At 60.5% G+C, this 25,611-nt stretch carries 20 protein-coding genes; 12 read left to right on the top strand and 8 right to left on the bottom strand.

The window, feature by feature from the left end:
• Positions 1–459: 459 nt before the first annotated feature.
• Complete coding sequence (gene ltrA / locus ASQ50_RS10430) at positions 460–1,737, top strand: group II intron reverse transcriptase/maturase (RefSeq protein ID WP_068351385.1); 1,278 nt, start codon at positions 460–462, stop codon at positions 1,735–1,737.
• A 457-nt stretch (positions 1,738–2,194) separates the two neighbouring features.
• Positions 2,195–3,562, top strand: a complete 1,368-nt coding sequence (gene ltrA, locus ASQ50_RS10425; protein ID WP_058092913.1) for a group II intron reverse transcriptase/maturase — start codon at positions 2,195–2,197, stop codon at positions 3,560–3,562.
• Between the two features lie 64 nt (positions 3,563–3,626).
• Here the strand turns inward: ltrA (ASQ50_RS10425) and ASQ50_RS10420 are convergent, their stop codons facing one another.
• From ASQ50_RS10420 to ASQ50_RS10400, 5 genes are all read right to left on the bottom strand, one after another.
• Complete coding sequence (locus ASQ50_RS10420; RefSeq protein WP_068351472.1) at positions 3,627–5,717, bottom strand: site-specific recombinase; 2,091 nt, start codon at positions 5,715–5,717, stop codon at positions 3,627–3,629.
• Positions 5,718–5,786: 69 nt separating this feature from the next.
• Complete coding sequence (locus ASQ50_RS10415) at positions 5,787–6,977, bottom strand: CynX/NimT family MFS transporter (protein WP_058092912.1); 1,191 nt, start codon at positions 6,975–6,977, stop codon at positions 5,787–5,789.
• Between the two features lie 11 nt (positions 6,978–6,988).
• The gene (locus tag ASQ50_RS10410; protein WP_058092911.1) at positions 6,989–7,384 is read right to left on the bottom strand and encodes an ectoine synthase; all 396 of its coding nucleotides are present in this window, start codon (positions 7,382–7,384) and stop codon (positions 6,989–6,991) included.
• A gap of 50 nt (positions 7,385–7,434) precedes the next feature.
• On the bottom strand, positions 7,435–8,865 hold the full coding sequence (locus ASQ50_RS10405) for a GTPase/DUF3482 domain-containing protein (protein WP_058092910.1): 1,431 nt from the start codon (positions 8,863–8,865) through the stop codon (positions 7,435–7,437).
• Positions 8,862–10,274 carry a DUF2868 domain-containing protein gene (locus ASQ50_RS10400; protein ID WP_058092909.1) on the bottom strand — a complete coding sequence of 471 codons (1,413 nt, stop codon included), beginning with the start codon at positions 10,272–10,274 and terminating at the stop codon, positions 8,862–8,864. The genes ASQ50_RS10405 and ASQ50_RS10400 overlap by 4 nt, the downstream gene beginning before the upstream one ends.
• Before the next feature lie 83 nt (positions 10,275–10,357).
• Between ASQ50_RS10400 and ASQ50_RS10395 the strand changes: the two genes are divergently transcribed.
• A complete protein-coding gene (locus ASQ50_RS10395; RefSeq protein WP_058092908.1) occupies positions 10,358–10,717 on the top strand; it encodes a DUF6164 family protein in 360 nt (119 codons plus the stop codon).
• On the opposite strand, the gene ASQ50_RS10390 is transcribed toward ASQ50_RS10395, so the two are convergent.
• Positions 10,694–11,614, bottom strand: coding sequence for an alpha/beta hydrolase (locus ASQ50_RS10390; protein ID WP_227513139.1), 921 nt, complete (start codon positions 11,612–11,614; stop codon positions 10,694–10,696). The genes ASQ50_RS10395 and ASQ50_RS10390 overlap by 24 nt on opposite strands.
• 239 nt (positions 11,615–11,853) lie before the next feature.
• Here ASQ50_RS10390 and ASQ50_RS10385 point away from each other — a divergent pair, with 239 nt between their 5' ends.
• Positions 11,854–13,266 carry a sigma-54 interaction domain-containing protein gene (locus tag ASQ50_RS10385; protein WP_058092919.1) on the top strand — a complete coding sequence of 471 codons (1,413 nt, stop codon included), beginning with the start codon at positions 11,854–11,856 and terminating at the stop codon, positions 13,264–13,266.
• Between the two features lie 19 nt (positions 13,267–13,285).
• On the opposite strand, the gene ASQ50_RS21015 is transcribed toward ASQ50_RS10385, so the two are convergent.
• Positions 13,286–13,597: a hypothetical protein gene (locus ASQ50_RS21015; protein WP_156509999.1), complete on the bottom strand. Its 312-nt coding sequence runs from the start codon at positions 13,595–13,597 to the stop codon at positions 13,286–13,288.
• On the opposite strand from ASQ50_RS21015, the gene ASQ50_RS10380 reads away from it, so the two are divergent.
• The 6 genes from ASQ50_RS10380 to ASQ50_RS10355 all read left to right on the top strand — a co-directional run bounded on the left by ASQ50_RS10380 (position 13,587) and on the right by ASQ50_RS10355 (position 22,300).
• On the top strand, positions 13,587–14,672 hold the full coding sequence (locus ASQ50_RS10380) for a TRAP transporter substrate-binding protein (protein ID WP_058092907.1): 1,086 nt from the start codon (positions 13,587–13,589) through the stop codon (positions 14,670–14,672). The two genes, ASQ50_RS21015 and ASQ50_RS10380, sit on opposite strands and share 11 nt — an antisense overlap.
• 76 nt (positions 14,673–14,748) lie before the next feature.
• Positions 14,749–15,363 (top strand): TRAP transporter small permease subunit, encoded by a 615-nt coding sequence (locus ASQ50_RS10375; RefSeq protein ID WP_197492678.1) that lies wholly within the window; start codon positions 14,749–14,751, stop codon positions 15,361–15,363.
• A 15-nt stretch (positions 15,364–15,378) separates the two neighbouring features.
• On the top strand, positions 15,379–16,749 hold the full coding sequence (locus ASQ50_RS10370; RefSeq protein ID WP_058092906.1) for a TRAP transporter large permease: 1,371 nt from the start codon (positions 15,379–15,381) through the stop codon (positions 16,747–16,749).
• Positions 16,750–16,806: 57 nt separating this feature from the next.
• The gene (locus ASQ50_RS10365; protein WP_058092905.1) at positions 16,807–17,586 is read left to right on the top strand and encodes a 3-hydroxybutyrate dehydrogenase; all 780 of its coding nucleotides are present in this window, start codon (positions 16,807–16,809) and stop codon (positions 17,584–17,586) included.
• A 16-nt stretch (positions 17,587–17,602) separates the two neighbouring features.
• Positions 17,603–19,591 carry an acetoacetate--CoA ligase gene (locus ASQ50_RS10360; protein ID WP_058092904.1) on the top strand — a complete coding sequence of 663 codons (1,989 nt, stop codon included), beginning with the start codon at positions 17,603–17,605 and terminating at the stop codon, positions 19,589–19,591.
• Between the two features lie 465 nt (positions 19,592–20,056).
• Positions 20,057–22,300, top strand: a complete 2,244-nt coding sequence (locus tag ASQ50_RS10355) for an NADP-dependent isocitrate dehydrogenase (RefSeq protein ID WP_058092903.1) — start codon at positions 20,057–20,059, stop codon at positions 22,298–22,300.
• Between the two features lie 96 nt (positions 22,301–22,396).
• Here ASQ50_RS10355 and ybaK read toward each other — a convergent pair whose 3' ends face one another.
• Positions 22,397–22,867: a Cys-tRNA(Pro) deacylase gene (gene ybaK / locus ASQ50_RS10350; protein ID WP_058092902.1), complete on the bottom strand. Its 471-nt coding sequence runs from the start codon at positions 22,865–22,867 to the stop codon at positions 22,397–22,399.
• Positions 22,868–23,029: 162 nt separating this feature from the next.
• Here ybaK and ASQ50_RS10345 point away from each other — a divergent pair, with 162 nt between their 5' ends.
• Together ASQ50_RS10345 and ASQ50_RS10340 are read left to right on the top strand one after the other, a co-directional pair.
• Positions 23,030–24,250, top strand: a complete 1,221-nt coding sequence (locus tag ASQ50_RS10345; RefSeq protein WP_058092901.1) for a GGDEF domain-containing protein — start codon at positions 23,030–23,032, stop codon at positions 24,248–24,250.
• A gap of 74 nt (positions 24,251–24,324) precedes the next feature.
• Positions 24,325–25,611 (top strand): serine hydrolase domain-containing protein, encoded by a 1,287-nt coding sequence (locus tag ASQ50_RS10340; protein WP_058092900.1) that lies wholly within the window; start codon positions 24,325–24,327, stop codon positions 25,609–25,611.

The following is a 25,611-nucleotide window of genomic DNA, read 5'->3' as shown; positions in this document are numbered from 1 at the left end:
GAAGCCTGACACCGAATCCGGCGTTGTCGGAGGCTGTGGCGCAAGGTGAAAGCCGAGGCCGCAGTTGGTGCGAGGTGGCAGATGAAGCCGTAGTAGTGAGGAAGTTCCGGCCTGAGAAGCCTGGTAACAGCGTGGAGGATAAAACCGGAATGACCGCTGACGGAGGTTCAGCGGACCGGTCAGGGTCAAAAGCTCTGATCGGATGCGAAGGGCGGAAGTCATTAACGAGAATGACGGACGACGAGTGAGAGGTGGACGCTGTGTTCACAAGCTGCCCGACGGGGCAGGGACGTGCACTGGGGTACTGCGGGAACGCAGTGGCTCTGGTGTTCTCCGAACAAGGGAGTAGAGCGATACCGTGGCGGCAGATTGCCTGAGCGCTAGCACCCGGGCGGATCGCTTGAAACACACCGGCAGCCAAGCCAACCCTCGAAGCCGTCATCGCGGAGATGAGCAGGCATGAGGAAATACTACAGTCTGTACGGGCAATTGCTGTCAAAACAGCGCCTGTATGAAGCCTTCAGACACATCAAACGCAACAAGGGCGCGGCCGGAATCGATGGGCAGAGCCTGAGTGGGTTTGAGGCGAATCTGGAGGTGGAGCTGTCGTGCCTGTTGCTCGAGCTGAAGGAAAAGCGCTATCGGGCGCAGCCAGTCAGACGCGTAGCCATCGCCAAGGATGACGGCGGTGAGCGTCTGCTGGGCATTCCGACGGTTCGGGACCGGGTTGTGCAACAGGCGCTGCGCCGTATTATCGAACCGATCTTCGAGCCGGATTTCCACCCGTCGAGTTACGGGTATCGTCCGGGACGCAGTGGTCACCACGCCATCGGCAAGGCGGAGTTGTTTATCCGCCGATACCGGCGTGACTGGGTTGTGGACATGGACCTGTCGAAATGCTTCGACACGCTCAACCATGACCTGATCATCCGCCAGTTCCGCCAACGGATCACGGACGGCAGTGTCCTGTCACTGCTGCGCCAGTTCCTGGAAAGTGGCGTGATGGTGGGATACCACCTCGAAGAGACGGAACTGGGAAGCCCTCAGGGTGGCGTGATCAGTCCGCTGATCGCAAACGCCTACCTGGACGCCTTCGACCAGTTCATGAAAGCGCGGGGGCACCGGATCGTCCGCTACGCGGACGACATCCTGATCCTGTGCGGCTCACGAGCGGGCGCGGAGAATGCGTTACGGGTGGCCCAACGCTATCTGGAAGAAGAGCTGAAGCTGACGGTGAACGTCACCAAGACCCACATCGCCCACAGCGATGAGGGGGTAAAGTTCCTGGGCGTGGTGATCTACACGAACTACACCCGCATCCAGGACAAGAAGGTGGTGAAACTCAAGCAGAAGCTGAAAGCGCTGACAAAGCGTAACCGGGGCATCGGGCTTGCGGCGATTATCCGCGAGCTGAATCCGGTGCTACGGGGCTTTGCCAACTACTTCCGGGTGGCGAACTGCGCGAGGGTGCTGAAGCAGGTGATGAGTTGGTTAAGGCGGCGCCTGCGCTGCATCCAGCTCAAGCAGTGGAAGAAGCCGGGCCGGTTGCATCGGAGGCTGAAACAGCTGGGCTATCGCCCGCCGTTTAAGTTCATCAAGATGCAAAGCTGGCGTAATGCGGCTTCACCGCTGGCAAGCCTGGCCTTACCCAACGCCTATCTGCACAATGAGCTGAGGTTGATGGATCTGACCAAAGTACGAACCGGCATCCCTGTCCCCGAGTTCAGGGCAAGTTAATGGCATGAGCCGTATACGTGGTCCGTATGTACGGTTCTGTGAGAGGGATGAGGCGGTGACGCCTCACCCTACTCGTTAGTGCGCCCGGCACGGGCGCACTCCTGGAGGTGCAAGTCCTCCCGTGAGCTGGCCACAGCGAACGAAGTGAAGCGCAACTGCGGAAGGGCGACCGACCGTGGGGAGGAAGCGTGGAGCATAAACCGTGAGCCGATGAACAAGAATCGGATATGAGGCACTGCCGAGCAGGGCGAGCGGGCAAGAAGCCGCGAAGCTCTTGTGGCCAAGGCGAGGCGGTGTATATCCGGCGGTTGTGCGGTGAAGGAGTGTGTTCTTACCCGGGGAGATCTCGCCTCATGCCTGAAAGGGCGACGTGGCAACACGGAGCGAGAAGTCAGCAGAAGCCATAGTAGCTGCTTGGTCAGGGCGAAGGGCTGAACGAGAAGGAGCGTCAAACGCCTTGTCGATGAGCACTGTAACGCATCAGATGCCCGCGCCAGCGGGGCGGGTCGCGGAACGGGAAGGTGAAGCCTTACCGAAGGCGATCAGCGATGAAACAGGGCCCCCGCGGCGAGAACCGGAGGGCGCAGGGCGAAGCCTGCTTGAGCAGGCGTTCGCACGAGAGAATATGCAGCGGGCATGGAAGCGCGTGAAGTCCAACAAGGGATCGGCAGGTGTGGACGGGCTGGATATTGCCCAGACCGCCGAACACCTGCGATGGGTGTGGCCGGAGCTTCGCCAGCAACTGCTGAGCGGCTCCTACCAACCACAACCCGTTCGTCGGGTAGGCATCCCGAAACCGGACGGCAGTGAGCGGGAACTGGGTATCCCCACCGTCACCGACCGTCTGATTCAACAGGCACTGCTGCAAGTGCTGCAACCTCTGATTGATCCCACCTTCAGCGAGCACAGCCACGGCTTCCGCCCGGGCCGCCGGGCCCACGATGCGGTGCTGGCTGCGCAACGCTACGCCCAACAGGGCCGCCACATCGTGGTGGACGTCGACCTGTCGAAGTTCTTCGACCGGGTTAACCACGACATCCTGATCGACCGCCTGAAGAGGCGCATAAACGATCCTGGAGTCATCCGGCTGGTTCGTGCGTATCTGAACGCGGGCATCATGGATGGCGGTGTGGTCATGGATCGGCATGAGGGTACGCCGCAAGGCGGGCCGCTCTCGCCGTTGCTGGCCAACGTTCTGCTGGACGAGGTGGATAAGGAGCTGGAACGTCGGGGGCACTGCTTCGCCCGTTACGCTGATGACTGCAACGTTTACGTTCGCAGTGAGAAGGCGGGAGAACGGGTGATGCGCCTGCTACGCCGGTGTTACAACAAACTGCGCTTGGTGATCAACGAAGCCAAAAGTGCAGTCGCCAGCGTGTTCGGTCGCCAGTTCCTCGGCTATACCTTATGGCAAGGGAGGAACGCAGAGGTCCGACGCGCGGTATCCACCAAGGCGTTACAGGCGTTCAAGCTCCGGATCAGGCAACTGACCCGGGGGTCAGGTGGTCGCAGCATGGCACAGGTGGTGGCGAAGCTCCGTAGTTATCTGCTCGGTTGGAAAGGGTACTTCAGGCTGGCACAAACGCCACGCATCTGGCGATCACTGGATGAGTGGATACGTCGCCGCCTGAGAATGCTCCACCTCCGGCACTGGCGACGGGGCAAGACAATCTACCGGGAGCTAACCCGCTTAGGCGCGAGTTCCTGGGTTGCGGAATCCGTGGCGGCGCTGAGTCGTCGCTGGTGGCATAACAGTCGCTCTGCCATCCATAATGTGCTGACCATTGCCTACTTCGATCGGTTGGGAGTGCCGAGACTCTCGTGAAACCTCAACTTCTCGAACCGCCCGGTGCGGACCCGCATGCCGGGTGGTGTGGGAGGGGCGGAACTTATTGGTTCCCCCCTATCCCGATTTTCTGCAGGGCTTTTTGGCGTTGTTCTTTGTTTTCGGCCTTGGTTTGCGGGCTGTCGGGTTGGGCCTCTTTGAGGTCGTCTGGTTCCGGTAGCGGATCTCTTGGGGGGTAAACCAGCGCCATGGGGTTTTCAGCGACCACCTGGAACCAGGCTTTGATCAGTTTCGGGAAGCTGGATATCCGGGTGTTTCTGGCTCTCAAGGCAACGTTCAGGGCCAGGGTGAAGCTGACGATGAGGTTGACGCCACCGATCAGCAGGGCGAACAGGGTGAACAGGGCGAAGTCGCTGGCGCCGGGGATGAACACGGACATGGTGTAGCCGACGTCGGCGGAGGAGAAGGCGACGTGGCGGATGTCGATGGGCAGGGCCAGCAGGTAGCCGATGTAGCCGGTGACGCCGAGCAGTACGCCGAACACGAAGTTGCTCATCAGGGCACCGTAGTGTTCAGCCACGTAGGCGCCGAAGCGGGCGCGGGTTTCCGGGGGCATCAGGGGGCGCAGCAGGGGGTGTTGTTCCAGGCGTTCGGCCAGGTTCAGGTAGGCGGCGCGGTTGTCGAAGTAGCCGGCCACCAGGCCTGAGAAGAACAGCCAGACACCGGCGATGGCGGCGTACATCAATGCCAGGCTTTGCCAGGGGTGAATGCCGGTGAGCATGTAGTCGTAGCGTTCGGTACTGATCAGTGGAACGCCTTGTACATGGCTGTATAACGAGCCAACCGCGAAAGCCACAGACAGGGCGACGGCGACGTTGCCCATGATGGCGACGAACTGGGTGCGGCCAACCCGGACCAGTAGTTCCGCCAGTTTCCGGGCGTTGGCCCGGCCCTGTTCGCCCTGCTCGACTTTTTCGGCGATGCTGGCGGCGGTCATGGCGGGCTGTTTGGTGGCCACGGTGCAGTGCAGCATGTGGATGATCATGAAGCCGATGCCGTAGTTCAGGCTGACCCAGAGGGTTTCCCAGCCCCGGGTCAGGTCCAGCTGGAGTATCTGGATCTTGATCAGTGCCATAAAGGCGATGATGAAACCACCGCCGGCACCGGAGGCCAGCATGGCCAGGTATTCTTTACGGCTGCCGGCGATGTAGTGTTCGCCGTGGTCGCTGGCGTTCTCGGTGACGCTGCGGGACATCAGTCGGAGATTGGCGCGCCAGAGGGCTCTGACGCCGTGGCGTTCAGCGCTGGCCTGGACCAGGGTCTTGAACAGTTCCACGGATCGGTTCAGTCGCTTCGCTGGGTCTGCCGGGTCCAGAATATCCAGCAGGTGTTCAATCCGGTCCAGGGTCTGGTGTAGCCGCTCCAGCAGGTGAGTCAGCGCCATGGTGGAGCCGGCGGTGACGGATTTACGTTGAAGTCGGTCGATTTCTTCACGGCATTGTTCGATCAGCACCCGGGCGTGGGCATCGTCCAGCTCCACACTCTCCTTCTCCTGCAGCGCATGGCCCCAGGACTGCACCAGCGCGGCAATCTCCCGCTGCAAAGCCACGAACGCGGATTCCCGGTCGATAATCTTCGGGTTCAACCGCAGGATGTTGGGTTCCAGCTCTTCGGCGGCGACCCAGATAGACATCATCTCCAGGGCGTTGAGCATCTGGCTGTAAATGCGATTGCGGGTGCGTTCCAGGGCCGAGGGTGAAAAGTGCCAGAGGGTAGTCAACAGGCGGATTAAAGCCTCATCGGGGATGCGGTGAATCCATTCGGCATCGTCTTTGCGGTGGAACACCACAAACAGCACGTTCTTGACGTTGTTGCGGTCTTTGGGGGCCGGGTTGATCCGCTCGTAAAGGCGCTCGCCGATTTCTTTCAGGAAGCCCCGGCGAGAATAGAGCCCCAGGCCAGACAACAACTGGAAAAACTGGGCCTGGTCGAGCCATTCCTGCAGCCGGCCAGACACTGCCAGGTGTACGTCCAGGTTCTCGGTCAGGGCACCTTCCAGTTGCTTCATGCGGTCAACGGCGTTGTGCACGGTTTCGCCCCGTTGCGGGCGAATCCAGTCCACCACCAGGCTGAGTGTTTTCAGAGCACTGGTGTCTTCATCCGCGAGCTGGTTAATCAGGGTGGCCAGTTTCAACACAGAGTCCTTGCTTGAGCATGGAGCTTAACGGCTTCCATACGATGTTTATTGGCTGACAGATGATACTCAGGCCGGTTGACGGCGCAGATCCAGGGTAAAGGCTATGGGTAACACCAGCAGGCTATACCCTACCATCACCATGATGGCGTGGCGGATATCCCCGCTCCAGTCGGCAATCAGGCCGCCGATCATGGGCACTGAAAACGCCAGGGTATAGCCCACCAGAAACGTGCCGGCCGACAGCCTACCGGTTTCCTCCGAGCGTACCAGCAGTGGTGGCAGCGCAACCAGCAGAATCAGCAGGATACCGGCAACAAAACTCATCAGGGTGGCGCTGAATATGGCTGGCCTCCCCTCAAGGACAAGGGTGCCGCCGGTGCCGGCGATACTGAGCACCGCCATCAAGATGATCATGCTGCGCTTACCTACCCAGAATCGGGCCATCTTGAGCATCAGCAGCGAGGCCATCACTTGCGCAAAGTTATACCAGAAAAGCGCGTCTGCCAGCTTCTCGAAATGCCCCTGCTGTTCCAACAGGCTACCCATGTAGGCGTTGAGGCCAAAAAACATGGAGCCGGACAAGCCCAGCAACAGGCCAATACGCAGCGTCAGTGGGTTTTGCCAGTCTGGTAGCCAGGCGCTGCGGCGCACTGGCCGGGCGAGATCCCGCTTGGGCAGAAACAGCGCCGCAGCAACCAGCAGTGCCGGTAACGACCACGCCAGTAACGTGGCGCGCCAGCTGTTATCGAGTAGTGGCATGAGCACCGGTAGGGTGATGCCGGCGCCAATGAATTCGCCCATCAACATGCCGTTCATGTAGATGGCGGAGCCCAAAGCCAGGTGATGGGGCGCCAGCCAGCGCGGCAGCAAAGCCGGTAATGCTGGTTGCATCATCGCGACGCCGAGCCCCATGACCGCGCTGGCGACCATCAACGTGGTCGTGTCCGGCACCAGGCCGCGGCCCGCGGAGCCGATCACCATGATCACCATGGCCAGGGCCAGGGTGTTTCTGGGGCCGATGCGGGAAATGGCCAGGGAGCCGGGCATGGCGCCAACGGCCAGCATCAGAATGGGTAATGTGGTGAGGGCGCCGGTCAGTGCCTGCGTAAGTGCCAGTTCATCTGAGATAAACGGCGCCAGTGGCGGTGCTACCAGTACCGGAATTCGCAGGTAAACTCCGGCCAACCAAAGCAGCACCGCCACCGGCAGCAGCTTGGCTGTCGATGGCGGTGAAGTGGTTGCCGAAGGGCTTGTCACGATCAGCGGGATCAGTCTTCGCCGGTGTCGGGCAGGTAGGCGCCGTCTTCGTCGTGTACCTCGCGACCGGTGACCGGCGGGTTGAAGGCGCAGATCAGGCGCATGTCTTCGGTGCCACCGTACAGGGTATGCTGGTCGTGCTTGTCGAGCGCATACAGGGTACCGTCGGTGATCTCGTGGGTTTCACCGGTGGCCTTGTCCAGGATTTTGCCGTTACCGGCAACACAGTAAACCGCCTCGAGGTGATGCTTGTACCAGAGGTTCAGCTCGGCACCGGCGGGAATAATGGTTTCGTGGAAGGAGAAGCCCATGCCGTCTTTTTTCAGCAGCATGCGGCGGCTGGTCCAGCCCGGGCCGGTGACTTCGCGCTCGGTACCGATGATGTCTTGCACTCGTACAATTTTCATTCGCATTCCCCATTTTGTGATGGAATAGCCATACAGTATAAACACGCCGGTTAAGGCCGATTCAACCGCCAATCGTCGTAAACCATCATGGCATGCTCAATGGCGATTGCCAGGCTCTCCCGTTGCGGGTGGCCCAGAGGTTTTTGCTTGCGGCACCGGTCGAAGGCTTTCTGGATTTCTCGGCGGCTGGGTTTGTCCAGCCTGTCCAGCCAGTGCTGATCGGCCGGTTCCAGCTCCAGAAGATCCCGGCCGGCGTGGTTTCGGTGGCTGATGTGCCACCAGTGGTCGACGGCTCGGCCCAAGACAACATAGCCGAACTGACTGTCCTGTACAGGGCCGAACGTGGCGCTTTTCAAACCGTCTTTCAGAGGGCCGATGTTCAGTGCCGGGAGCAGCAGCCGGTCACCATAAAAATAGCTGCCGGCGGCGCCGATCAGCCCACCCACCAGGGCACCGGTGCCCAATGAGGTGCCGAAGGTTACCGCGTCAATGCCGGCGCCCCCGACCGCGCCCGCGCCAAAGCCGGCGCCGGCCAGGTATTTTTTGCTGACTGCCCAGTGTTTGCGGGTGTCTTCGGAGAACAGATCGTGCTGGTTGGCCCATTCCAGCTCTGCCTCCTGGCGCCGGATGCGTTGATGCTGGTACAGGTGTTCAATGTTCACCCGCAGGGTCTGTTCACGCTGGCGCTGGTGCCGGTACCAGCGGTCCCGCAGGGTTTCTGCCAGGGAGGCATCGCTGATGCTGGCGACCTGATCCAGGGTGAGTGTGCGCTTCTCCTGGTAGGCCATCATGTCTTCCAGGGCTCGCGCCATCAGAACAGCTGCCTGCTGGCGGCGCTGCTGTCGCTGCTGGGCCAGCAGGTCGGTAGCCTGGGCCAGGGTCTGCTCCCAGTCTGGCTCAAGCTGGCCAAACGCTTTGAGCAGGCTGAGATGTTGCTCGAATGGAGCGCGAACGGCGTCGAACTTGCGAACAACCTGAAAGAACTGTCCAAGTGCGGCTTGCCAGGTATCGCTGTAGTCGTCATCACCGATACTGTTGATCAGGGCCAGGCTTGGTCGGCCGGTCCAGCGCAGGATGGTCATTTCCGCCTCGTGCTCGGCACTGTAGGGCACGGAGCCATCCACCACGTAGATGATCCCGGCACCTTCGATGATGGGCGTCAGCAATTCGCATTCATCCACGTAGCGATCATCCCCCTGGTGCTGAAGCACGAACGCCCGGACGGTTTCCGGATGGTCGGAGGCCGACAGGCTGTGGGCTTCCAGCCACTGCAGTACCCTCCGGGGCCGTTGGAAGCCAGGGGTATCCACCAGGGTGTAGAGCTGCTGGCCATCAACGCTCAGCGGGTAGGCCTGTCGGGCCCGGGTGGTGCCCGGTTCCAGGGCGATGGCGATGGCGTCATTCTGTGACAGGGTGGCCACCACACTGGACTTGCCTTTATTGGGGTGGCCGACCACGGCAAACACCGGCTGCTGGCTCATGAGCGTTCGGTTCCAGTCTGGTAGGGGTTATCCGGTAACGATGGCAATGCGGCGACCTGAGCAAAGCCCTCCGGTAGTCGCTCGGTAAAGCGCAGCCAAGGCTGGAGCAAGTGGTCGGCCGGCGCCCGGTTGGCGTCGGAGGCCAGCGGCAGTATCAGTACACCGGTATTCCCTGGCCATTGTGCCCGGGCGTGGTCCAGGAAGTCGTGCAGTTCGCCGGTGGGGGGCTCCCAACTGCGGGTGATCAACATAACGCTGGGGTCCGGGCTCTGCGCCAGGGCCTGCGCCAGGGTTGCCAGCACCCGGTCATCCTCTTCCAGGGAGGCGCGTCCTCCGGCCTTGAGGATCTGGGTCTGGTTGCCAAGTAGTTGCTGCGGTAACTCCGGCTCACCGGCGCCGGCCCAACAGACAATATGGTCCGTGTCTGATAGTTCGACGGTCCGGGCCCGGGTGGTGGTGTCGGGAAGGTCGTCGGCGTCGTTGTGCTGGTTGCCGGTGTCCAGGGTCGGGGTTTCCATGCGCCAGGCCAGCGCTTGCATGCCGGGATGCTGCTGCAGAATCCGGACGGCCTTGTGGGTGATCAGCCAGTGGCTGAAAGCCAGCAGCATCAAACGGGGCACCAGTACCCAGGTTAGCCACAGCATGACGACAAATGGCCACCATTGGCCCCATTGTGCCGGGGCTGTGCTGGCGCTTTCCGGAGCCGCCCGGAAAAACCGTGTGGCCTCGACCAGCTCCTGGGACGGCACAGCTGCCGGCCATAGCCAGCCCCATGGGCTGGCGACCGCCTGTATCAGTGTGTGGTATCCCCTGGCGGCCGTGTCCAGTGTGGTGCTCCAGCCGAAGGCCAGGTCTTGAATAGTGAGCAACACCAGCAAGGTCAGGAGACCTGTGGCGGCGAAGGCGGTACCGCCTGCGTGGGCGGCACGGGCCATCAGCAGCGGTTGCAACTGTGCCAGGGTTTGCCCCGGCAGTTGCGGCTGCAACCGCCGTTGCAACCAAGCCCAGGGCTGCCAGCCGGTAACCGCCTGGACGGTGGTGGCCGCCGCCAGCAACAGCTGCAGCAGCACAAACGCCAGGAACACCGTGATATTGATGCGCTGGCCGCCATCGTAGAACAGCAGGCCGGCCATGGTAATCACCCCGAACAGTGCCCCGGCTGCGATAAAACCACGCTGAATCCTTTGCCACTGCAACTCGAGCTTGTGGTTCGCCTGGCTTGCACTGCCGGGGCCGCTGAGTCGCTGCATGTGTGCCAGCCAGGCCGCTGCGTCGGGGCGAATGCCCTGCTGTTCGCAGTCCAGTGCAAAACGCCGGTCCCGGCGGTGCAGAAAGGCGGGGGCTTGCTCCCTGTCGCGCTGGATGCGGTCATCAAACTCCAGCAGCAGACGAAGGGGGTGGTGGCTCATGCAGAATCCTGTTGCATTCGGTCGGTTATGCTTTCCTGCTAGGATATAGCCAACAACGCCCGTTAAGCCAGCCGGAACGCCCTATGCCCCACCACCTGATGAACCTGCGTAACGTACCCGACGACGAGGCCGACGATATCCGCGCCCTGTTCGAAGAGCACGAAGTACGCTACTACGAAACACCACCCAGCCGTTGGGGCATCAGCATGGGCGGTTTCTGGGTGCATGACGATGACGAGGCCACCCGCGCCCGGGCGCTGCTGGACGATTATCAGGCACGGCGCCTGCAGGCACAGCGCGAAGAGTATCTGGCCCGTTGCGAGCGTGGTGAAACCGGGCTCTGGTATCAGTTTCGAAGCCGGCCGGTCACCTTCCTGGCGGCGCTCATCGCCATTGCCGTTATTCTCGGGTTGAGCCTGTTACCGTTCGTTCGCCTGGGCTGATTGCGGCCCGGCGCCCTGGCGAGCCAGGAACCGGGCCGCTTGATCGACCGCATTGCCGGCGGTCAGAAAGCTGGTGACATGACCTCGCAGACGCATCCGGTAGATCTCGTGGTATACCCCCTGGGCATCCAGAGCCTGGGCAAAACGCTTGGCTTGACTGAACGGAACCAACATATCCATGGTGCCGTGAAACAGGAAAAATGGCGGTGTTGCTGCACTCACATGGGTAACCGGAGACGCCTGTTGGTAACGATCGGGTTGTTCTTCCAATTCAGCCCCCAGAAGCTGGCGCAATAGCCGGCCAGAGCCAAAGGCGGGCAAGTCCGCTGGAAGCCCGCCGGCCACCGCAGCCTGTAGAGCTGTTTCCGGGCCGCCATGGGGCCTGTTCAGGTCACTGTCTGTACTGGCCACGGTGGCCAGCAGGGCCACCAGGTGAGCGCCCGAGGAGAAGCCGAAGCCGGTGACCCGGGAGGTGTCCAGGCCATAGCGGCCGGCATTCCGGTTCAGCCAGTGGCGGGCGATCTGCAGGTCGTGCAGCTGTGCCGGAAACGTGAAGTCCGGGGCGAACCGGTAATCCACGTTGAGTACGGCAAATCCCTGGCTGGCGAGGGACTCCGCCACCCAGGTCATATCGCTCCGGGAGCGACGCTCCCAACCACCACCATGAACCATCAGAACTACCGGGGCAGGATCAGTGCGCTCAGGTACGTAGAGATCGGCGTACAGCGGCTCTGGCCAGGTATCCGGCGAATATCGGAGCGAGGGATGCACAGAGAACTCGGTTTCCGGCAAGGTAACCGAGTGTGATGGCGTTGGCTGGTGGCTGGCGCAACCTGTCAGAAACAGGGCGGACATGGCCATGATGGCACTGATATACCTGACATTACGAACGATCACCCCCTGCCTCCTTAAGGCCTGCCGATTACCCCGATGATACGAGCTGCCGCTGAAGATGGATGTTGATGGGATCGGTGTGTGTCCGGATCGCAGGACGCTGTCTGAAAAGCCGGAAGGTCACTCTCGCCTTTTGATTTGCCCCCGGACCGGGGGCTTTCTATACTTCCGTGATTGCGTCCGGAAATCCGGACGCCCAGGGTTGCCCCATGAACCAATTCCGGCCCGTGAGTACGCGGTACATGACCGAGCTGTTTACCGATAAAAACAAGAGTGGTCTGACAAGAGACCTGATAGAAGCGCTGTTTCCCATGTTCGAGGAAGCCAGTGCCGGCGCCATTGCCGTGGACCGGCACACCCGGATTACCTGGATCAACAACAGCTATTCCCACCTGCTGGGTCTTGGCGACCCGGCCCAGGCGATCGGCAAACCGGTGCGCCAGGTGATTCCTCAAACCCGAATGCCGGAGGTGGTCGAAACCGGCAAACCCCTGCTGTTGGACATCATGGAACACAACCAGCAGCAGTTGGTGGTTACCCGGCTGCCCTATTACGATCCGCAGGGTGAGATTGAGGGGGCGGTTGCCTTCGTCCTTTATGATGACCTGCAACCGCTGACGCCACTGGTATCAAAATACCGTCGCCTGCACCGTGATCTCGCCGCCGCCCGCAAGGCGCTGGCGAAGAAGGCCCGGGGCACCCGTTACAGCCTTGGGGACTTTGTTGGTGGCAGTCCCGCTGCCCTGGAAGTCAAACGGCGTGCCCGTCTGGCCGCTGGCCGGGACATGCCAGTGCTGCTGTTGGGGGAAACCGGTACCGGCAAGGAGGTTCTGGCCCAGGCGATTCACGCGGTATCGCCCCGGGCCGACAAGCCCTTCGTTGGGGTGAACGTGGCGGCCATTCCGGAAAATCTGCTGGAAGCGGAGTTTTTTGGTGTGGCGCCGGGTGCCTACACCGGAGCCGACCGACGTACCCGTGATGGCAAGTTTCAACTGGCCGACGGGGGCACCTTGTTCCTGGATGAAGTGGGCGACATGCCGCTGCCGTTGCAGGCAAAACTGCTGCGGGCCCTCCAGGAGGGGGAAATCGAACCCCTGGGTTCAAATAAGGTGGCCAATGTGGATGTTCGGGTCATCGCGGCAACCAGCCGGAATCTGGAATCGATGATTGCGGAAGGCAGTTTTCGGTCAGACCTCTATTACCGCCTGAACGTGCTGGAAATCAACATACCGCCGCTACGGGACCGCTTGGCGGATCTCGGCGTGCTGTGCGAGGCGCTGCTGGGTGAAATCTGCGAGGGCCAGGGGCTGCGGGGGGAAATTACCGATGCCGGGGTGGCGGCTCTTGGCAGCTACGACTGGCCGGGCAATATCCGGGAATTGCGCAACGTGCTGGAGCGGGCGTTGACCATGAGTGAGGATGGCGACCTGCTGGATGCCGATGCCATCTTCAAGGTGTTGCCCAGGGCGAGCCAGCGCACCGTGCCGGCCATGGCGCCCAGGCCGGTGCGCCCGCTGGCCCAGACCCTGGCCGAGGCGGAGGCCCAGGCCATCGAGCAGGCGCTGCTGGCCTGCCGGGGTAACCGTACCAAGGCAGCCCGTCTGCTGGGCATTTCCCGATCGGTTTTCTATGAAAAGCTGGCGAAGCTGTCCTGAATTCAAGACATGTGTCCTGTTATTCGGACACTTCGTTCCGACCAAGGTCTTGAAGTGTCCGGTCAGCCAGACGCTCCGATGTTTCTGAAAAATGGGAAAAATCATAATCAATTGATAAATAAAGACTTTGTTTTGATGGCACGGTGTCTGCTATAGCCTGAATGCAGGACGTCAGAACAACGCTCGAAAACAACACTGGCGCACATTCGTTGGACCCGAACCGGTCAGTCGCGGTTTCGTGCGTTGTCTGATTCAATTCAGACCAGCCTTTCGGCACCAAGACCGGAAGGTGGATGACAACAACAAGAAGGATCCATTTCATGTCGATCAAGCAAAAGCTCTCGCGTCTTACCTATGGTATTACCGCTGCGGCTGTGATTTCCGGCAGCCTGATCAGCAGCGATGCCCTGGCATCGGAAAGAGTCCGCTGGCAGGTGCCTCTGGCCTTCCCGTCGCATCTGGTAGGCCTGACTACTCCGGTCAAACACCTGACCGAGAATCTGAACGCGGTTTCTGGCGGCAATATCCAGCTTCGTTACTATGAGCCGGGCGAGCTGGTACCCCCGTTTGAAATCATGGAGGCCGTCAGCACGGGCAAATACCCCGCCGGTTACACCTGGGTAGGTTACGATCAGGGCACGATTCCCGCGTTGCCGCTATACTCTGGCGCCCCCTTCAATATGGAACCCCCTGCCTACCTGGCCTGGTATTACCAGGGCGAGGGCCGCGAGTTGCTTGAAGAAATCTACGCCAAACGCAACATCCATCCCATGCTTTGTTCGATCATCGGCCCCGAGGGTGCCGGCTGGTTCGCCAAGCCGATCGAGAGCCTGGATGACATCGATGGCCTGAGAATCCGTTTCGCCGGCATTGGCGGCAAGGTGCTGGAAAAGCTGGGAGCCTCCGTCACCATGATTCCGGGCGGCGAGCTGTATCAGGCTCTGGAGCGAGGAACCATTGATGCCACCGAGTTTTCCCAGCCGGCCATCGACAAGATGCTGGGCCTGGACCAGATCATCAAGAACTACATCATGCCGGGTTGGCACCAGACCCTGACCACCTCCCACTTGCTGGTGAACAAGGACGTGTGGAACAAACTCAAGCCTGAAACCCGCGCCGTGATCGAAATGGGCTGCGAATCGGCAACCCTGAAAGGCTTCGCCGAAAGCGAATGGGCCCAGCCCACGGCGCTGCGGGATTATGAGAAGGAAGGCGTAAACGCCCAGACCCTGCCGGAGCCGGTACTGCGTGAGCTGCAGAAAGTCACCAACGAAGTACTGGACGAGATCGCAGCCGGAGACGAAATGTTCCGTCGCGTTCTGACCAGCCAGCGTGAGTTCATGGAACATCACTCCATCTGGCACTCCAAGGGCTACCTGCCCCGGGACTTCTATCAGTACGACTGATACCAAGGCCTGAACCCGTGGGTGCCGGCGTTGCCGGCATCCACCCCGAATTTTCCCTGATTATGTCGAGGTGATTGTGACTCACGAGCACGAATCCCCCAAGGCGCCCGTGCCTGCTCAGGCGGGGTCTGGCCTGCCCTACAACCGGTTGTCATGGTGGCTGGACCGGTTTGTGGCTGGCGTTGGCAAGCTCAGTTCCTGGCTATGGATTGCCGTGCTGGTGGTGGTGCTGGCCAACGTGTTCAGCCGTTTCATTCTCAATGCCGGTTCCATCTGGCTTGAGGAGTTGTCCTGGCACTTCTTCGGTGCCGTCATGATGCTCACGCTGGGTTTTGCGGTGGTGAAAGACGATCACGTTCGGGTGGACGTGTTGCGGGAACGGTTTTCCCTGAAATGGCAGGCGAGAATAGAACTGGCGGCCATCTTGTTGCTGGCCCTGCCCATCGTCTACCTGATGGTGGAAACCCTGATTCCCTACGCCTACAGCTCTTATGTTTACAACGAGCGTTCCCAGGCCCCCAGCGGCCTGCCCTATCGCTTCATCTTCAAGAGCGTGCTGCCCATCGGCATGACCCTGGTGGGTATTGCCCTGGCGTCCCGGGCCCTGCGTTGCTGCACGCTGCTGTTCCGTTTTCCCCGCGAGATTGCCACGCCCGAGGGCTATGGCAACGGCGAACACCCGCATCCGTAACGAGGCAAAAGAATCATGGGCTTGGAAACACTTCTGGTTATTGCCATGTTCGCCGCCTTCATGGTGCTGTTGCTGCTGGGTTTTCCAGTGGCCTGGTCATTGGCGGGCATAGGCCTGGTGTTTGCCGTACTGGCGAACTTTCTGATTGAACATTTTGATGCCGACCTCTGGTTCACCTGGAACGGCACCATCGGCGTTCTGGATGCCCGATTGTATGGGGTGGTGGCCAATGAACTGATGGTGGCACTACCGCTGTTTATCTTCATGGGCATCATGCTCGACCGCTCCGGCATTGCCGAGAAGCTGATGCACAGCCTGGTGCGGGTACTCGGACCCCTGCGTGGTGGCTATGCCATTACCGTGGTGATTGTCGGTGTGCTGCTGGCGGCATCCACCGGTATTGTCGGGGCTTCGGTGGTGTTGTTGGGCATGTTGTCCCTGGGGCCGATGATGCAGGCCCAGTACAACAAATCCCTGGCGGTGGGTACTGCGTGTTCCGTGGGCACCCTGGGTATCCTGGTGCCCCCCAGCATCATGCTGGTGTTGATGGCGGATCGTTTGGGCACGTCTGATGCGTCTGTCGGCAAGCTGTTCATGGGGGCGCTGATTCCGGGCCTGATGCTCGGCGCCATGTACATCCTGTACATCCTGATTGCCTCCTTCATCAAAAAGGACCTGGCTCCGGCGCCAAAAAACCGGGAGCCGCTGGATCTCAGGGCGCTTCTGGATGTATTCCTGGCGGTGGTACCGCCGATGGCGCTGATCATCGCGGTGCTGGGTTCCATTTTCTTTGGCATTGCCACCACCACCGAGGCCTCGGCCGTAGGGGCGTTCGGTGCTTTGCTGATGGCACTTCTGAGCCGGCGTTTAAACGTCAAGGTGCTGCGGGAATCCCTGTACCAGACCAGCCGCACCACGGCCTTTATCTTCGGCATCTTTATCGGCGCCACGGTGTTTGCCGCCGTCCTTCGCGGCCTGGGCGGTGATGATGTGATCCGCGATGCCATTACCGGTTTGCCGTTCGGTACCACTGGCATTCTGATCACCGTGCTGTTCATTACCTTCCTGCTGGGCTTCTTCCTGGACTGGGTGGAAATCACCCTGATCATCCTGCCCCTGGTGGCCCCGGTGGTGTTCTCCCTGGGCGTAGAGCCGGTCTGGTTTGCGGTGATGTTCGCCATCTGTCTGCAGACCTCGTTCCTGACCCCGCCGGTAGGGTTCTCCCTGTTCTACATCAAGGGCGTGTGCCCGCCGGGGATCACCACACGCCACATCTACCTGGGTGTGCTGCCGTTTATTGCCCTGCAGCTACTGGGCTTGACCCTGGTGTTCTGGTTCGAACCCCTGGCCACCTGGCTACCCAACGAAGTCTACGGCGGTCGCTGATATGACCGCCCTGAACAAGACCAATAACAAACCGATCATCAACAAGGAGACAGTGTGATGCGTCTTCACAACCAAGTTGCACTCATCACCGGCGCTGGCCGGGGCATTGGCCGGGCCATTGCAGAACATTACGCCCGCGAGGGCGCCCGGGTAGCGGTCGCGGACCTGACGCTGGAAAGTGCCGCCGACACCGTCGCGGCCATCGAGCAGGCCGGCGGCACCGCCATGGCCCTGGCCATGGATGTCACCGATGAGCAGGCGGTGGACCAGGGGGTTGCCGCCATCATTGAGCAATGGGACCGGCTCGATGTGGCCCTGGCCAACGCCGGCATCCAACACATTGACCCGGTGCATAAACTGGCCTTTGCCGACTGGAGCAAGGTGATGAACGTGCATCTGGACGGCGCTTTTCTGGTGACCCGTGCCGCCTTGCGCCAGATGTACAGCCAAGGTGGGGGTACTATGCTGTATATGGGCTCGGTACACTCGTTGGAGGCCTCGCCGCTGAAAGCGCCCTACGTAGCCGCCAAGCACGGCATGCTGGGCCTGTGCCGGGCGGTGGCGAAAGAGGGTGCCGAGCACGGGGTGCGCAGTAACATTATCTGCCCCGGCTTTGTACGCACCCCGCTGGTGGACAAGCAGATTCCCGAGCAGGCCAAAGAGCTGGGCATTTCCGAGGAAGAGGTGATCAGCAAGGTGATGCTCAAGAACACCGTTGACGGCCAGTTCACCACCCTCGAAGACGTATCGGAGCTGGCGGTGCACCTGGCGGCCTTCCCGTCCGCCGCCCTCACCGGCCAGTCCATCGTGGTCAGCCACGGCTGGCATATGCAGTAATTTTCTGGAGAGACGGATGAGCAACACAGAACAATCACCGGTTGTCTGGACCCCGAGCCAGGAAACCCTCACCGGTTCCCGAATGGGCCAGTTCCAGGCCTGGCTTGAGCAACAGGGCTTTGGCCCGTTTGCCGATTACCACGCCCTGCACCAGTGGTCGATCGCCGAACTGGACACCTTCTGGCAGAAAGTCTGGGAATATTGTGGCCTGGTCTGCGACACCCCCGCCAAGCGGGTGTTGGGCCGCCGTGAGATGCCCGGCGCGGAATGGTTCCCCGGCATGAAGCTGAACTTTGCCGCCAACCTGCTGCGGCTGGCGGACGGTGACCATGCTGACAAAGAAGCCGTGGTGGCCTACTGCGAAACCCGCCCGGTACTGCGCAAGACCTACGCCGAACTGAAAACCGACGCCGGCGCCCTCGAAGCCTTCCTGCGCAGCAAAGGTATCCAGAAAGGCGACCGAGTGGCCGGCGTGGTCACCAACGGCTACGAAGCCCTGGTCGGCATGCTTGCAGCCACCAGTCTCGGTGCCATCTGGAGCTCCGCCTCTCCGGACTTCGGCATCGGCGCCATCAACGACCGCTTCGGCCAGATCGAACCCTCAGCGTTGATCGTGGTGAATGGCTACGGCTATGGCGGAAAGGTGTTTGCCCGCCAGGACGACTTTGCCGAATTGATCGCTGGCCTGCCGTCCCTGAAAGTGGTGGTCAGCGTTGCGCAACTGCCAGGCGAAGCCCCGATCCCCGGCGAGATGGTCACCACCTGGGACGACGCCCTGAAAGCCGGGGAAGGTCAGGCACCTTCCTTTACCCCAGTCGACCCAGACCACCCGGTTTACATCCTCTATTCCTCCGGTACCACCGGCAAACCCAAGTGCATCGTTCACGGCACCGCCGGCCTGCTGGTCAACCACGCCAAAGAGCTTATGCTGCACGGCGACGTGGGCCCGGACGACCGCTTTCTCTACTTCACCACTTGCGGCTGGATGATGTGGAACTGGCAGGCCTCCGCCCTGATGACCGGCGCTGCCGTCATTACCGTTGACGGCTCCCCGGGTTACCCGAGCCTCAACTTCCTGTGGGAAACCGTGGCCGAAGAGCGGGTGACCCACTACGGCACCAGCGCCCGCTTCATCGCCGGCTGCCGCAAAGCCGAACTGCAACCGGCCAAAACCCTGGACCAGAGCCACCTGCGGGTGGTGTTCTCCACCGGCTCCCCGCTGCTGCCGGAAGACTACGACTGGGTCTACAGTGATGGCGCTCCCAACGTACTGCTAGGCTCCATCGCCGGCGGCACAGACATCTGCGGCTGCTTTGTGGGATCAACGCCACTGCTGCCGGTACGAAGAGGCGAAATCCAGTGCCGCTTCCTGGGCGTGGACGCCGTGGCCTACGGCGACGACGGCCAGCCGGTCAGCGAAGGCCGGGGCGAACTCGTTTGCCGCCAACCCCTGCCCTCCATGCCCGTCAGCTTCTGGCAGGACCTGAATGGCGAACGCTACAAAGACGCCTACTTCAACACCTTCCCTGGCGTCTGGGCCCACGGCGACTTCATCGAATTCACCGAACACGGCGGCGCCATCATCTACGGCCGCTCCGACGCCACCCTTAACCCCGGCGGCGTCCGAATCGGCACCGCGGAAATCTACCGCCAGGTAGAAACCATCAGCGAGGTCAAAGACAGCCTCGTAGTCGGCCGCCAGATCGACGGCGACGTGGAAGTCGTCCTGTTCGTAGTTCCGGCCGATGGCCAGACCGTCACCGACGACCTGATCAAAACCCTGAAAACCCGAATCCGCGAAGGCGCCAGCCCCCGGCACGTACCCAAACACATCGTCGAGGTCCCCGACATTCCCTACACCCGTAGCGGCAAAAAAGTGGAACTCGCGGTGGCCCGGCTGGTCAATGGCTCGAACAAGGCGGACAACCGGGATGCCCTTGGCAACCCGGAAGCCCTGGACCGGATACGTGAGCGGTTGGTGGAGGTGGGGTTATTACCCGACTGAGTCAGGATAAATGTGAGCGAGAGATGCACTAATACGGGCTGTTTTGTCGACAAAACAGCCCGTGTCTGCGAACCCTGAGACGATGTCATCGGACTACCCGTACAGCGTTTGAGAGTGACAGGGGGAGGGTTTTCCAAAACCTTGCGGAGCCATGGATGGCGGAGCAGAGCGTACAGGGAAGTATTCACAGCGTGTTTTGGAAAACCCTCCCCCTGGCACGCTGACACCACACCTGACAAATGTTAGAAAGTTTCGTAAATTCCCGCCATTTCATCGTCCTGTCACGGAAGATCAGGCATTTTAAGTCCGTTCTTATACTAAGATCGTAACCAAAATTTTGTAAAAAATGCTATCTTAGTAGGTCTATCAAAAGTTCCGAATCAGTCACTGGCAAAACCGGACGTTCACAAGACGCCCGAATGCGCCATGACCGTCCTGAACCCACCCCATAGCCTGAGGACGAAAATGACAACATCCAAAGCCAAGATTGTCTACACACTGACCGATGAGGCCCCCGCCCTCGCCACCCGGTCACTGCTTCCCATCCTGGAAACCTTCGCCAAGCCGGCTGGTATCGACTTCGAAACCAGTGATATTTCTCTCGCGGCCCGTATCCTGGCGAACTTCCCGGACTACCTCGAGGAAGACCAGCGGGTGCCGGATGCCCTGGCTGAGTTGGGTGAGTACACCAAGGATCCGGACGCCAACATCATCAAGCTGCCGAACATCTCTGCTTCTATTCCCCAGCTGCGTGCCGCTATCAAAGAGCTGAACGAGCAGGGCTACAAGGTTCCCGAGTACAAAGAAAACCCGGAGGCCGACGAAGAGAAAGAAATCCACGCCCGTTACAGCAAGGTACTGGGCAGTGCTGTTAACCCGGTACTGCGTGAAGGTAACTCCGACCGCCGTGCACCGGCTGCGGTAAAAGCCTTTGCCCGCAAGTTCCCGCACACCATGGGTGAGTGGAGCCCGGCTTCCCGTACCCACGTGGCGCACATGCGCGGTGGCGACTTCTACTCCAGCGAGCAGTCTGTCACCCTGGACAAGGCCACCAACGCCCGCATCGTGTTCGAGAACAAGAAAGGCGAACAGACCGTACTGAAGTCTGACCTGCCGCTGCAGGAAGGTGAAGTGCTCGACGGCATGTTCATGAGCAAGAAGGCACTGGTGAAGTTCTTCGAAGACGCTATCGAAGACTGCGAAAAGACCGGTGTGATGTTCTCCCTGCACGTGAAAGCCACCATGATGAAGATCTCCCACCCGATCGTGTTCGGTCACGCGGTGAAGGTTTTCTACAAGGAGCTGTTCGACAAATACGGCGACCTGTTCAAGGAAATCGGTGTTAACCCGAACAATGGCTTGTCCTCCGTCCTCGAGAAAATCAAGCAGCTGCCGGAGTCCAAGCAGGAACAGATTCAGGAAGATCTGCACGCGTGCTACGAGCACCGCCCGGAAATCGCCATGGTCGATTCGGTTAAAGGCATCACCAACCTGCACGTGCCGAGCGACGTCATCGTTGATGCCTCCATGCCGGCCATGATCCGCAACTCCGGCAAGATGTGGGCCCGTGATGGCAAGCTGAAAGACACCAAGGCGGTTATGCCTGAGTCCACCTACGCCACCATCTACCAGGAAGTGATCAACTTCTGTAAGACCCACGGCGCGTTCGATCCCACCACCATGGGTACGGTGCCGAACGTCGGTCTGATGGCCCAGAAGGCGGAAGAGTACGGCTCCCACGACAAGACCTTCGAAATCAAAGAAGACGGTATTGTTCGCGTGGTGGCTGAAGACGGCACCGTGCTGACCGAGCACAACGTCGAGCAGGGCGACATCTGGCGCGCCTGCCAGACCAAGGACCTGCCGATCCGCGACTGGGTCAAGCTGGCGGTTAACCGTTCCCGCTCCAGCGGTATGCCTGCGGTGTTCTGGCTGGACAACGAGCGTGCCCACGACGCCCAGCTGATCAAGAAGGTTGAGAAGTACCTGCAAGACCACGACACCGAAGGCCTGGACATCCGCATCATGCCGCCGGTCATGGCGATCCGTCACACCATGGAGCGTCTGATCCGTGGTCAGGATACCATCTCCGTAACCGGTAACGTGCTGCGTGACTACCTGACTGACCTGTTCCCGATCCTGGAGCTGGGTACCAGCGCCAAGATGCTGTCTATCGTACCGCTACTGAACGGCGGTGGCCTGTACGAGACCGGTGCTGGCGGTTCCGCACCCAAGCACGTACAGCAGCTGATCCAGGAAAACCACCTGCGTTGGGATTCCCTGGGTGAGTTCCTGGCCACAGCGGTGTCCCTGGACGAGCTGGGCGAGAAGCAGAACAACCAGCGCGCCCGCCTGCTGGGCCAGACCCTCGACAAGGCCACCGAGCGCCTGCTGGAGAACAACCAGTCGCCGTCCCGTGTGACCGGCGAGCTGGACAACCGCGGTTCGCACTTCCACCTGGCCCGCTACTGGGCGGAAGAGCTCTCCAAACAGGATGAAGACAAGGAACTGAAAGAATTCTTCACCAAGCTGTCTGCCCAGCTGGAGGAGAACAAGGACAAGATCCTGGAAGAAATGACCGTGGTGCAGGGCCATCCGGCCGATATCGGTGGTTACTACCACCCGCCCATGGAGAAGGTGTGTGAGGTGATGCAGCCAAGCGCGACCTTCAACAGGATCCTGGCCGAGGCACGGGGTTCCGTGAAGTAAGGCCAGTGTTTCAGCCGGCCGGAGCCCGCTCCGGCCGTGACCGACAAAAACCGGGCTGCCCATGGTTGCCCGGTTTTTTTGTGCTTGCTACCAGGGTCAGTCCTGCTGCAGCGGCACTAACAGGCCATTGGTCAGGCGTGCCAGATCGTCTGGCGCCAGCTCAATCTCAAGGCCACGTTTGCCAGCGCTGACGAACACCGTCGGGAAGTGATGGGCGGTGCTGTCGATAAACGTTCGGAGCCGTTTTTTCTGGCCCAGAGGGCTGACACCACCCAGAACATAACCGGTGGTTTTCTGGACCAGCTGTTTGTCCGCCATGGCGGCTTTCTTTGCCCCGGCTGCCCTTGCGATCTGCTTGAGGCCCAGCATGGCGGTCACCGGCACAATGCCGACCGCCAGTTCCTTGTCATCCAGGCTCACCACAAGCGTCTTGAATACGCGCTCCGGCGCCACGCCCATTTTCGCCGCGGCTTCACCACCGTAACTCTCGGTCGCCGGGTCGTGGTCGTACTCATGTATGGTGTAGTTCACTTTGGCTCTTTTGGCCGCGAGAATTCCAGGGGTCATGCAGATTTCCGTACTGATCGAAGGTGGGCGAAATTAAAGCATGTGCTGCCGGTAACGTCATCCCTCCGGGAGCTATGGCGAGAAAATGCAACCTTGCCTCGACTGAACGTGTGAAACTGTCTACTTTTTCTATAGGAAAGCCCCCAAGGCAAAAGGAAGACTATGCAGCCTGAACAACCAGAGCTAGGGAAAGAAACCGGCTGGAGTAGCGGTCAAAGCCCTATGCGCCGAGCCCTGTCGGCCACCCTTGTGTACCTGGTGGCAGGTATCATCTGGATTACGTTTTCTGACCGGATGGTGGAGATCTGGTTTACGGATCCCTGGTCCCTGTCAGCCATGCAAACCTGGAAAGGGTTTCTGTTTGTCGTGGTCACCGCGCTGGTGTTATTCACGGTTATGCTGCGCTTGCTCAGCAAGGATCGTTTGTTGCTGTCGCTCCAGCTGGGCCAGCGGCGGGCGCTGCGCCAGAGGGAGCAGCAACTGCGGGTATTGATGGATAACCTCCCGGGCATGGCCTATCGTTGCCGGAACGACCACAGCTGGACCATGCTGTTCGTGTCTGGCGGGTGTGAGCCGCTGACCGGTTATCTGCCCGACGACCTGATCAACAACAAGCTCATCAGCTATGCCAGCCTGATGGACCCGGATGCAATCGAACAGGTGTCCGAAGAGGTTGCCATTGCGGTGCGCAAAGGCCGGTCTTTTTCCCTGGAGTACGCCATTACCCGCAAAGACGGCCGTAAGGTGTGGGTCTGGGAGCGTGGCTGCGGTATTGAGCAAGACGACGGCAGTGTCGTTCTGGAAGGGATCGTGCTGGATATCTCCGACCGCAAACAGCTGGAAACCGAGTTAGAGGAGATGGCTACCCGGGATCCTTTGACCGGCCTGCTCAACCGGCGGGAATTCTCCAGGGTGCTCGAAGAAGAGTTGGAGCGCGCCCGCCGCTATGAGCGCCCGATGGCGCTGTTATGGATTGATTTTGATCACTTCAAGGACATCAATGACAGCTGGGGCCACGCCGCCGGTGATACCGTGCTTTGTGCGGTGAGCGAGATCCTCACCGACCGGGTAAGAAGTGTCGATTCCGTCGGCCGGTTTGGTGGCGAGGAATTCGTTATTGTGCTGCCCGAAATGGATGTGGAGGGTGCCCGGGACACCGCCGAGCGTTTGCGCCAGCGGGTAGGTAACGCGCCTATACCGCTGGAGTCTGGCCACTCGGTGCCATTGACCATCAGCGTGGGTGTCGCGGTTTATCCTGTACATGGTCACACAGTGGAAACACTTTGCGGCGCTGCTGACAAGGCGATGTATCAGGCCAAAATGCAGGGTCGCAACTGTGTGGCCATGGCGCAGCCGATCGAGCCGGTTCATAATGAAACCTGATAAAGGCTGAAATGTCGGCCCAAGCAAGTGTCCCGGGAGGGGCCAGTTCTCAATAACGATAAAAGGCGTCCGTTATGCATTCACTCGCCCGCCGTGCCCTGCACACCTGCGATATTCCGGAAGACCTGACCTCGGTCACGTTCCGCAATCGTGACACTGAACACCCGGATCGGGTTGGTTTACCGCAGGACGCAGTGGAATCCGTATGGCGCAGTGTGGAGGGCTTGTACCGGACCGGTGTACACCCGGGAATCCAGCTGTCGCTCCGTTACCGGGGCGAGCAGGTGCTGCATGGCGCCATGGGCCATACCCGGGGCAACGGCCCCCATGATCCCGCCGCTCTGCCCAGGCTGCCGATGACCACGGAAACCCCGATCTGCTATTTCTCCGCCTCCAAGGCGGTGACGGCGCTGCTGATGCACATGCTCGCAGAGCAGGGCCTGGTGAATCTGATGGACCCGGTTTCCTGCTACTGCCCGGAGTTTGCCAAGAACGGAAAGCGCACCATCACCGTGCACCAGATTCTCTCGCACCGGGGCGGTATTCCGGCGATTCCCCGTGAGACCCCCATAGACGTGCTCTGGGAGCGTGATGAAATCTGGCGCCTGCTGTGCGCTGCCAAACCGGTCGAGGTGGATGGCGCGAAGGTGGCTTACCATGCCATTACCGGTGGCTTTGTGTTGCAGCGGGTCTTGGAGAAGGTAACTGGCGATACCATCGAAAATTACCTGGACCGGTATCTGCGCAAACCCATGGGTATGAAGTGGTTCACTTATGGAATCGCCCCGGAGAAGCTGCACGAACTGGCTACCAATTATGCAACCGGCCCGACCCCGATGTTTCCGCTGTCGTGGATCGTCAGCCGGGCCCTGGGCGGCGACATTCGCACGGTGGAGAAAGTCACCAACGACCCGCGCTTCCAGGAGGCAGTTATACCCGCCGGTAATCTCTGTGGCACCGCGGAGGAAATGGGCCGGTTCTTCCAGATGATGCTCAATGGCGGGGTCTGGAATGGTCAGCGAATTTGCAGTGAATTAACCGTCCGCCGTGCCATCCATCAGTTCGGTTCATTGCAGATAGACCGCACCATGATGATCCCCATGCGCTTCAGTGCTGGCATGATGCTGGGCGGCAACCCGGTAGGACTCTGGGGGCAGCAGAGCCGTTATGCCTTTGGCCATGTCGGTCTGATCAACAAGTTGTGTTGGGCGGACCCGGCCCGGGATATTTCCGTGAGCCTGCTCAACACCGGGTTTCCGATCGTGGGTCATCACTTACCTGCACTGGCCAGATTTGTCTATACTGTGTGCAGGCAGTTCCCGGTGTTGCCGGAAAACAAGCGAAGGCTGGTGGCTGCCTGA

The organism is Marinobacter sp. LQ44 (assembly GCF_001447155.2).
Lineage (GTDB): Bacteria > Pseudomonadota > Gammaproteobacteria > Pseudomonadales > Oleiphilaceae > Marinobacter.
The sequence above is the reverse complement of the archived record's forward strand: the minus strand, read 5'-3'. Positions and strand labels throughout refer to the sequence as shown.

Excerpts from the sequence above, each read along its gene's own strand:
- ASQ50_RS10340 (WP_058092900.1), top strand. The coding sequence starts at position 24,325 with ATGCATTCACTCGCCCGCCGTGCCCTGCACACCTGCGATATTCCGGAA.
- ASQ50_RS10360 (WP_058092904.1), top strand. The coding sequence starts at position 17,603 with ATGAGCAACACAGAACAATCACCGGTTGTCTGGACCCCGAGCCAGGAA.
- ASQ50_RS10355 (WP_058092903.1), top strand. The coding sequence starts at position 20,057 with ATGACAACATCCAAAGCCAAGATTGTCTACACACTGACCGATGAGGCC.
- ASQ50_RS10370 (WP_058092906.1), top strand. The coding sequence starts at position 15,379 with ATGGGCTTGGAAACACTTCTGGTTATTGCCATGTTCGCCGCCTTCATG.
- ASQ50_RS10385 (WP_058092919.1), top strand. The coding sequence starts at position 11,854 with ATGACCGAGCTGTTTACCGATAAAAACAAGAGTGGTCTGACAAGAGAC.
- ASQ50_RS10395 (WP_058092908.1), top strand. The coding sequence starts at position 10,358 with ATGCCCCACCACCTGATGAACCTGCGTAACGTACCCGACGACGAGGCC.
- ASQ50_RS10365 (WP_058092905.1), top strand. The coding sequence starts at position 16,807 with ATGCGTCTTCACAACCAAGTTGCACTCATCACCGGCGCTGGCCGGGGC.
- ASQ50_RS10400 (WP_058092909.1), bottom strand. The coding sequence starts at position 10,274 with ATGAGCCACCACCCCCTTCGTCTGCTGCTGGAGTTTGATGACCGCATC.
- ybaK (WP_058092902.1), bottom strand. The coding sequence starts at position 22,867 with ATGACCCCTGGAATTCTCGCGGCCAAAAGAGCCAAAGTGAACTACACC.
- ASQ50_RS10380 (WP_058092907.1), top strand. The coding sequence starts at position 13,587 with ATGTCGATCAAGCAAAAGCTCTCGCGTCTTACCTATGGTATTACCGCT.
- ASQ50_RS10405 (WP_058092910.1), bottom strand. The coding sequence starts at position 8,865 with ATGAGCCAGCAGCCGGTGTTTGCCGTGGTCGGCCACCCCAATAAAGGC.
- ltrA (WP_068351385.1), top strand. The coding sequence starts at position 460 with ATGAGGAAATACTACAGTCTGTACGGGCAATTGCTGTCAAAACAGCGC.
- ASQ50_RS10345 (WP_058092901.1), top strand. The coding sequence starts at position 23,030 with ATGCAGCCTGAACAACCAGAGCTAGGGAAAGAAACCGGCTGGAGTAGC.
- ASQ50_RS10410 (WP_058092911.1), bottom strand. The coding sequence starts at position 7,384 with ATGAAAATTGTACGAGTGCAAGACATCATCGGTACCGAGCGCGAAGTC.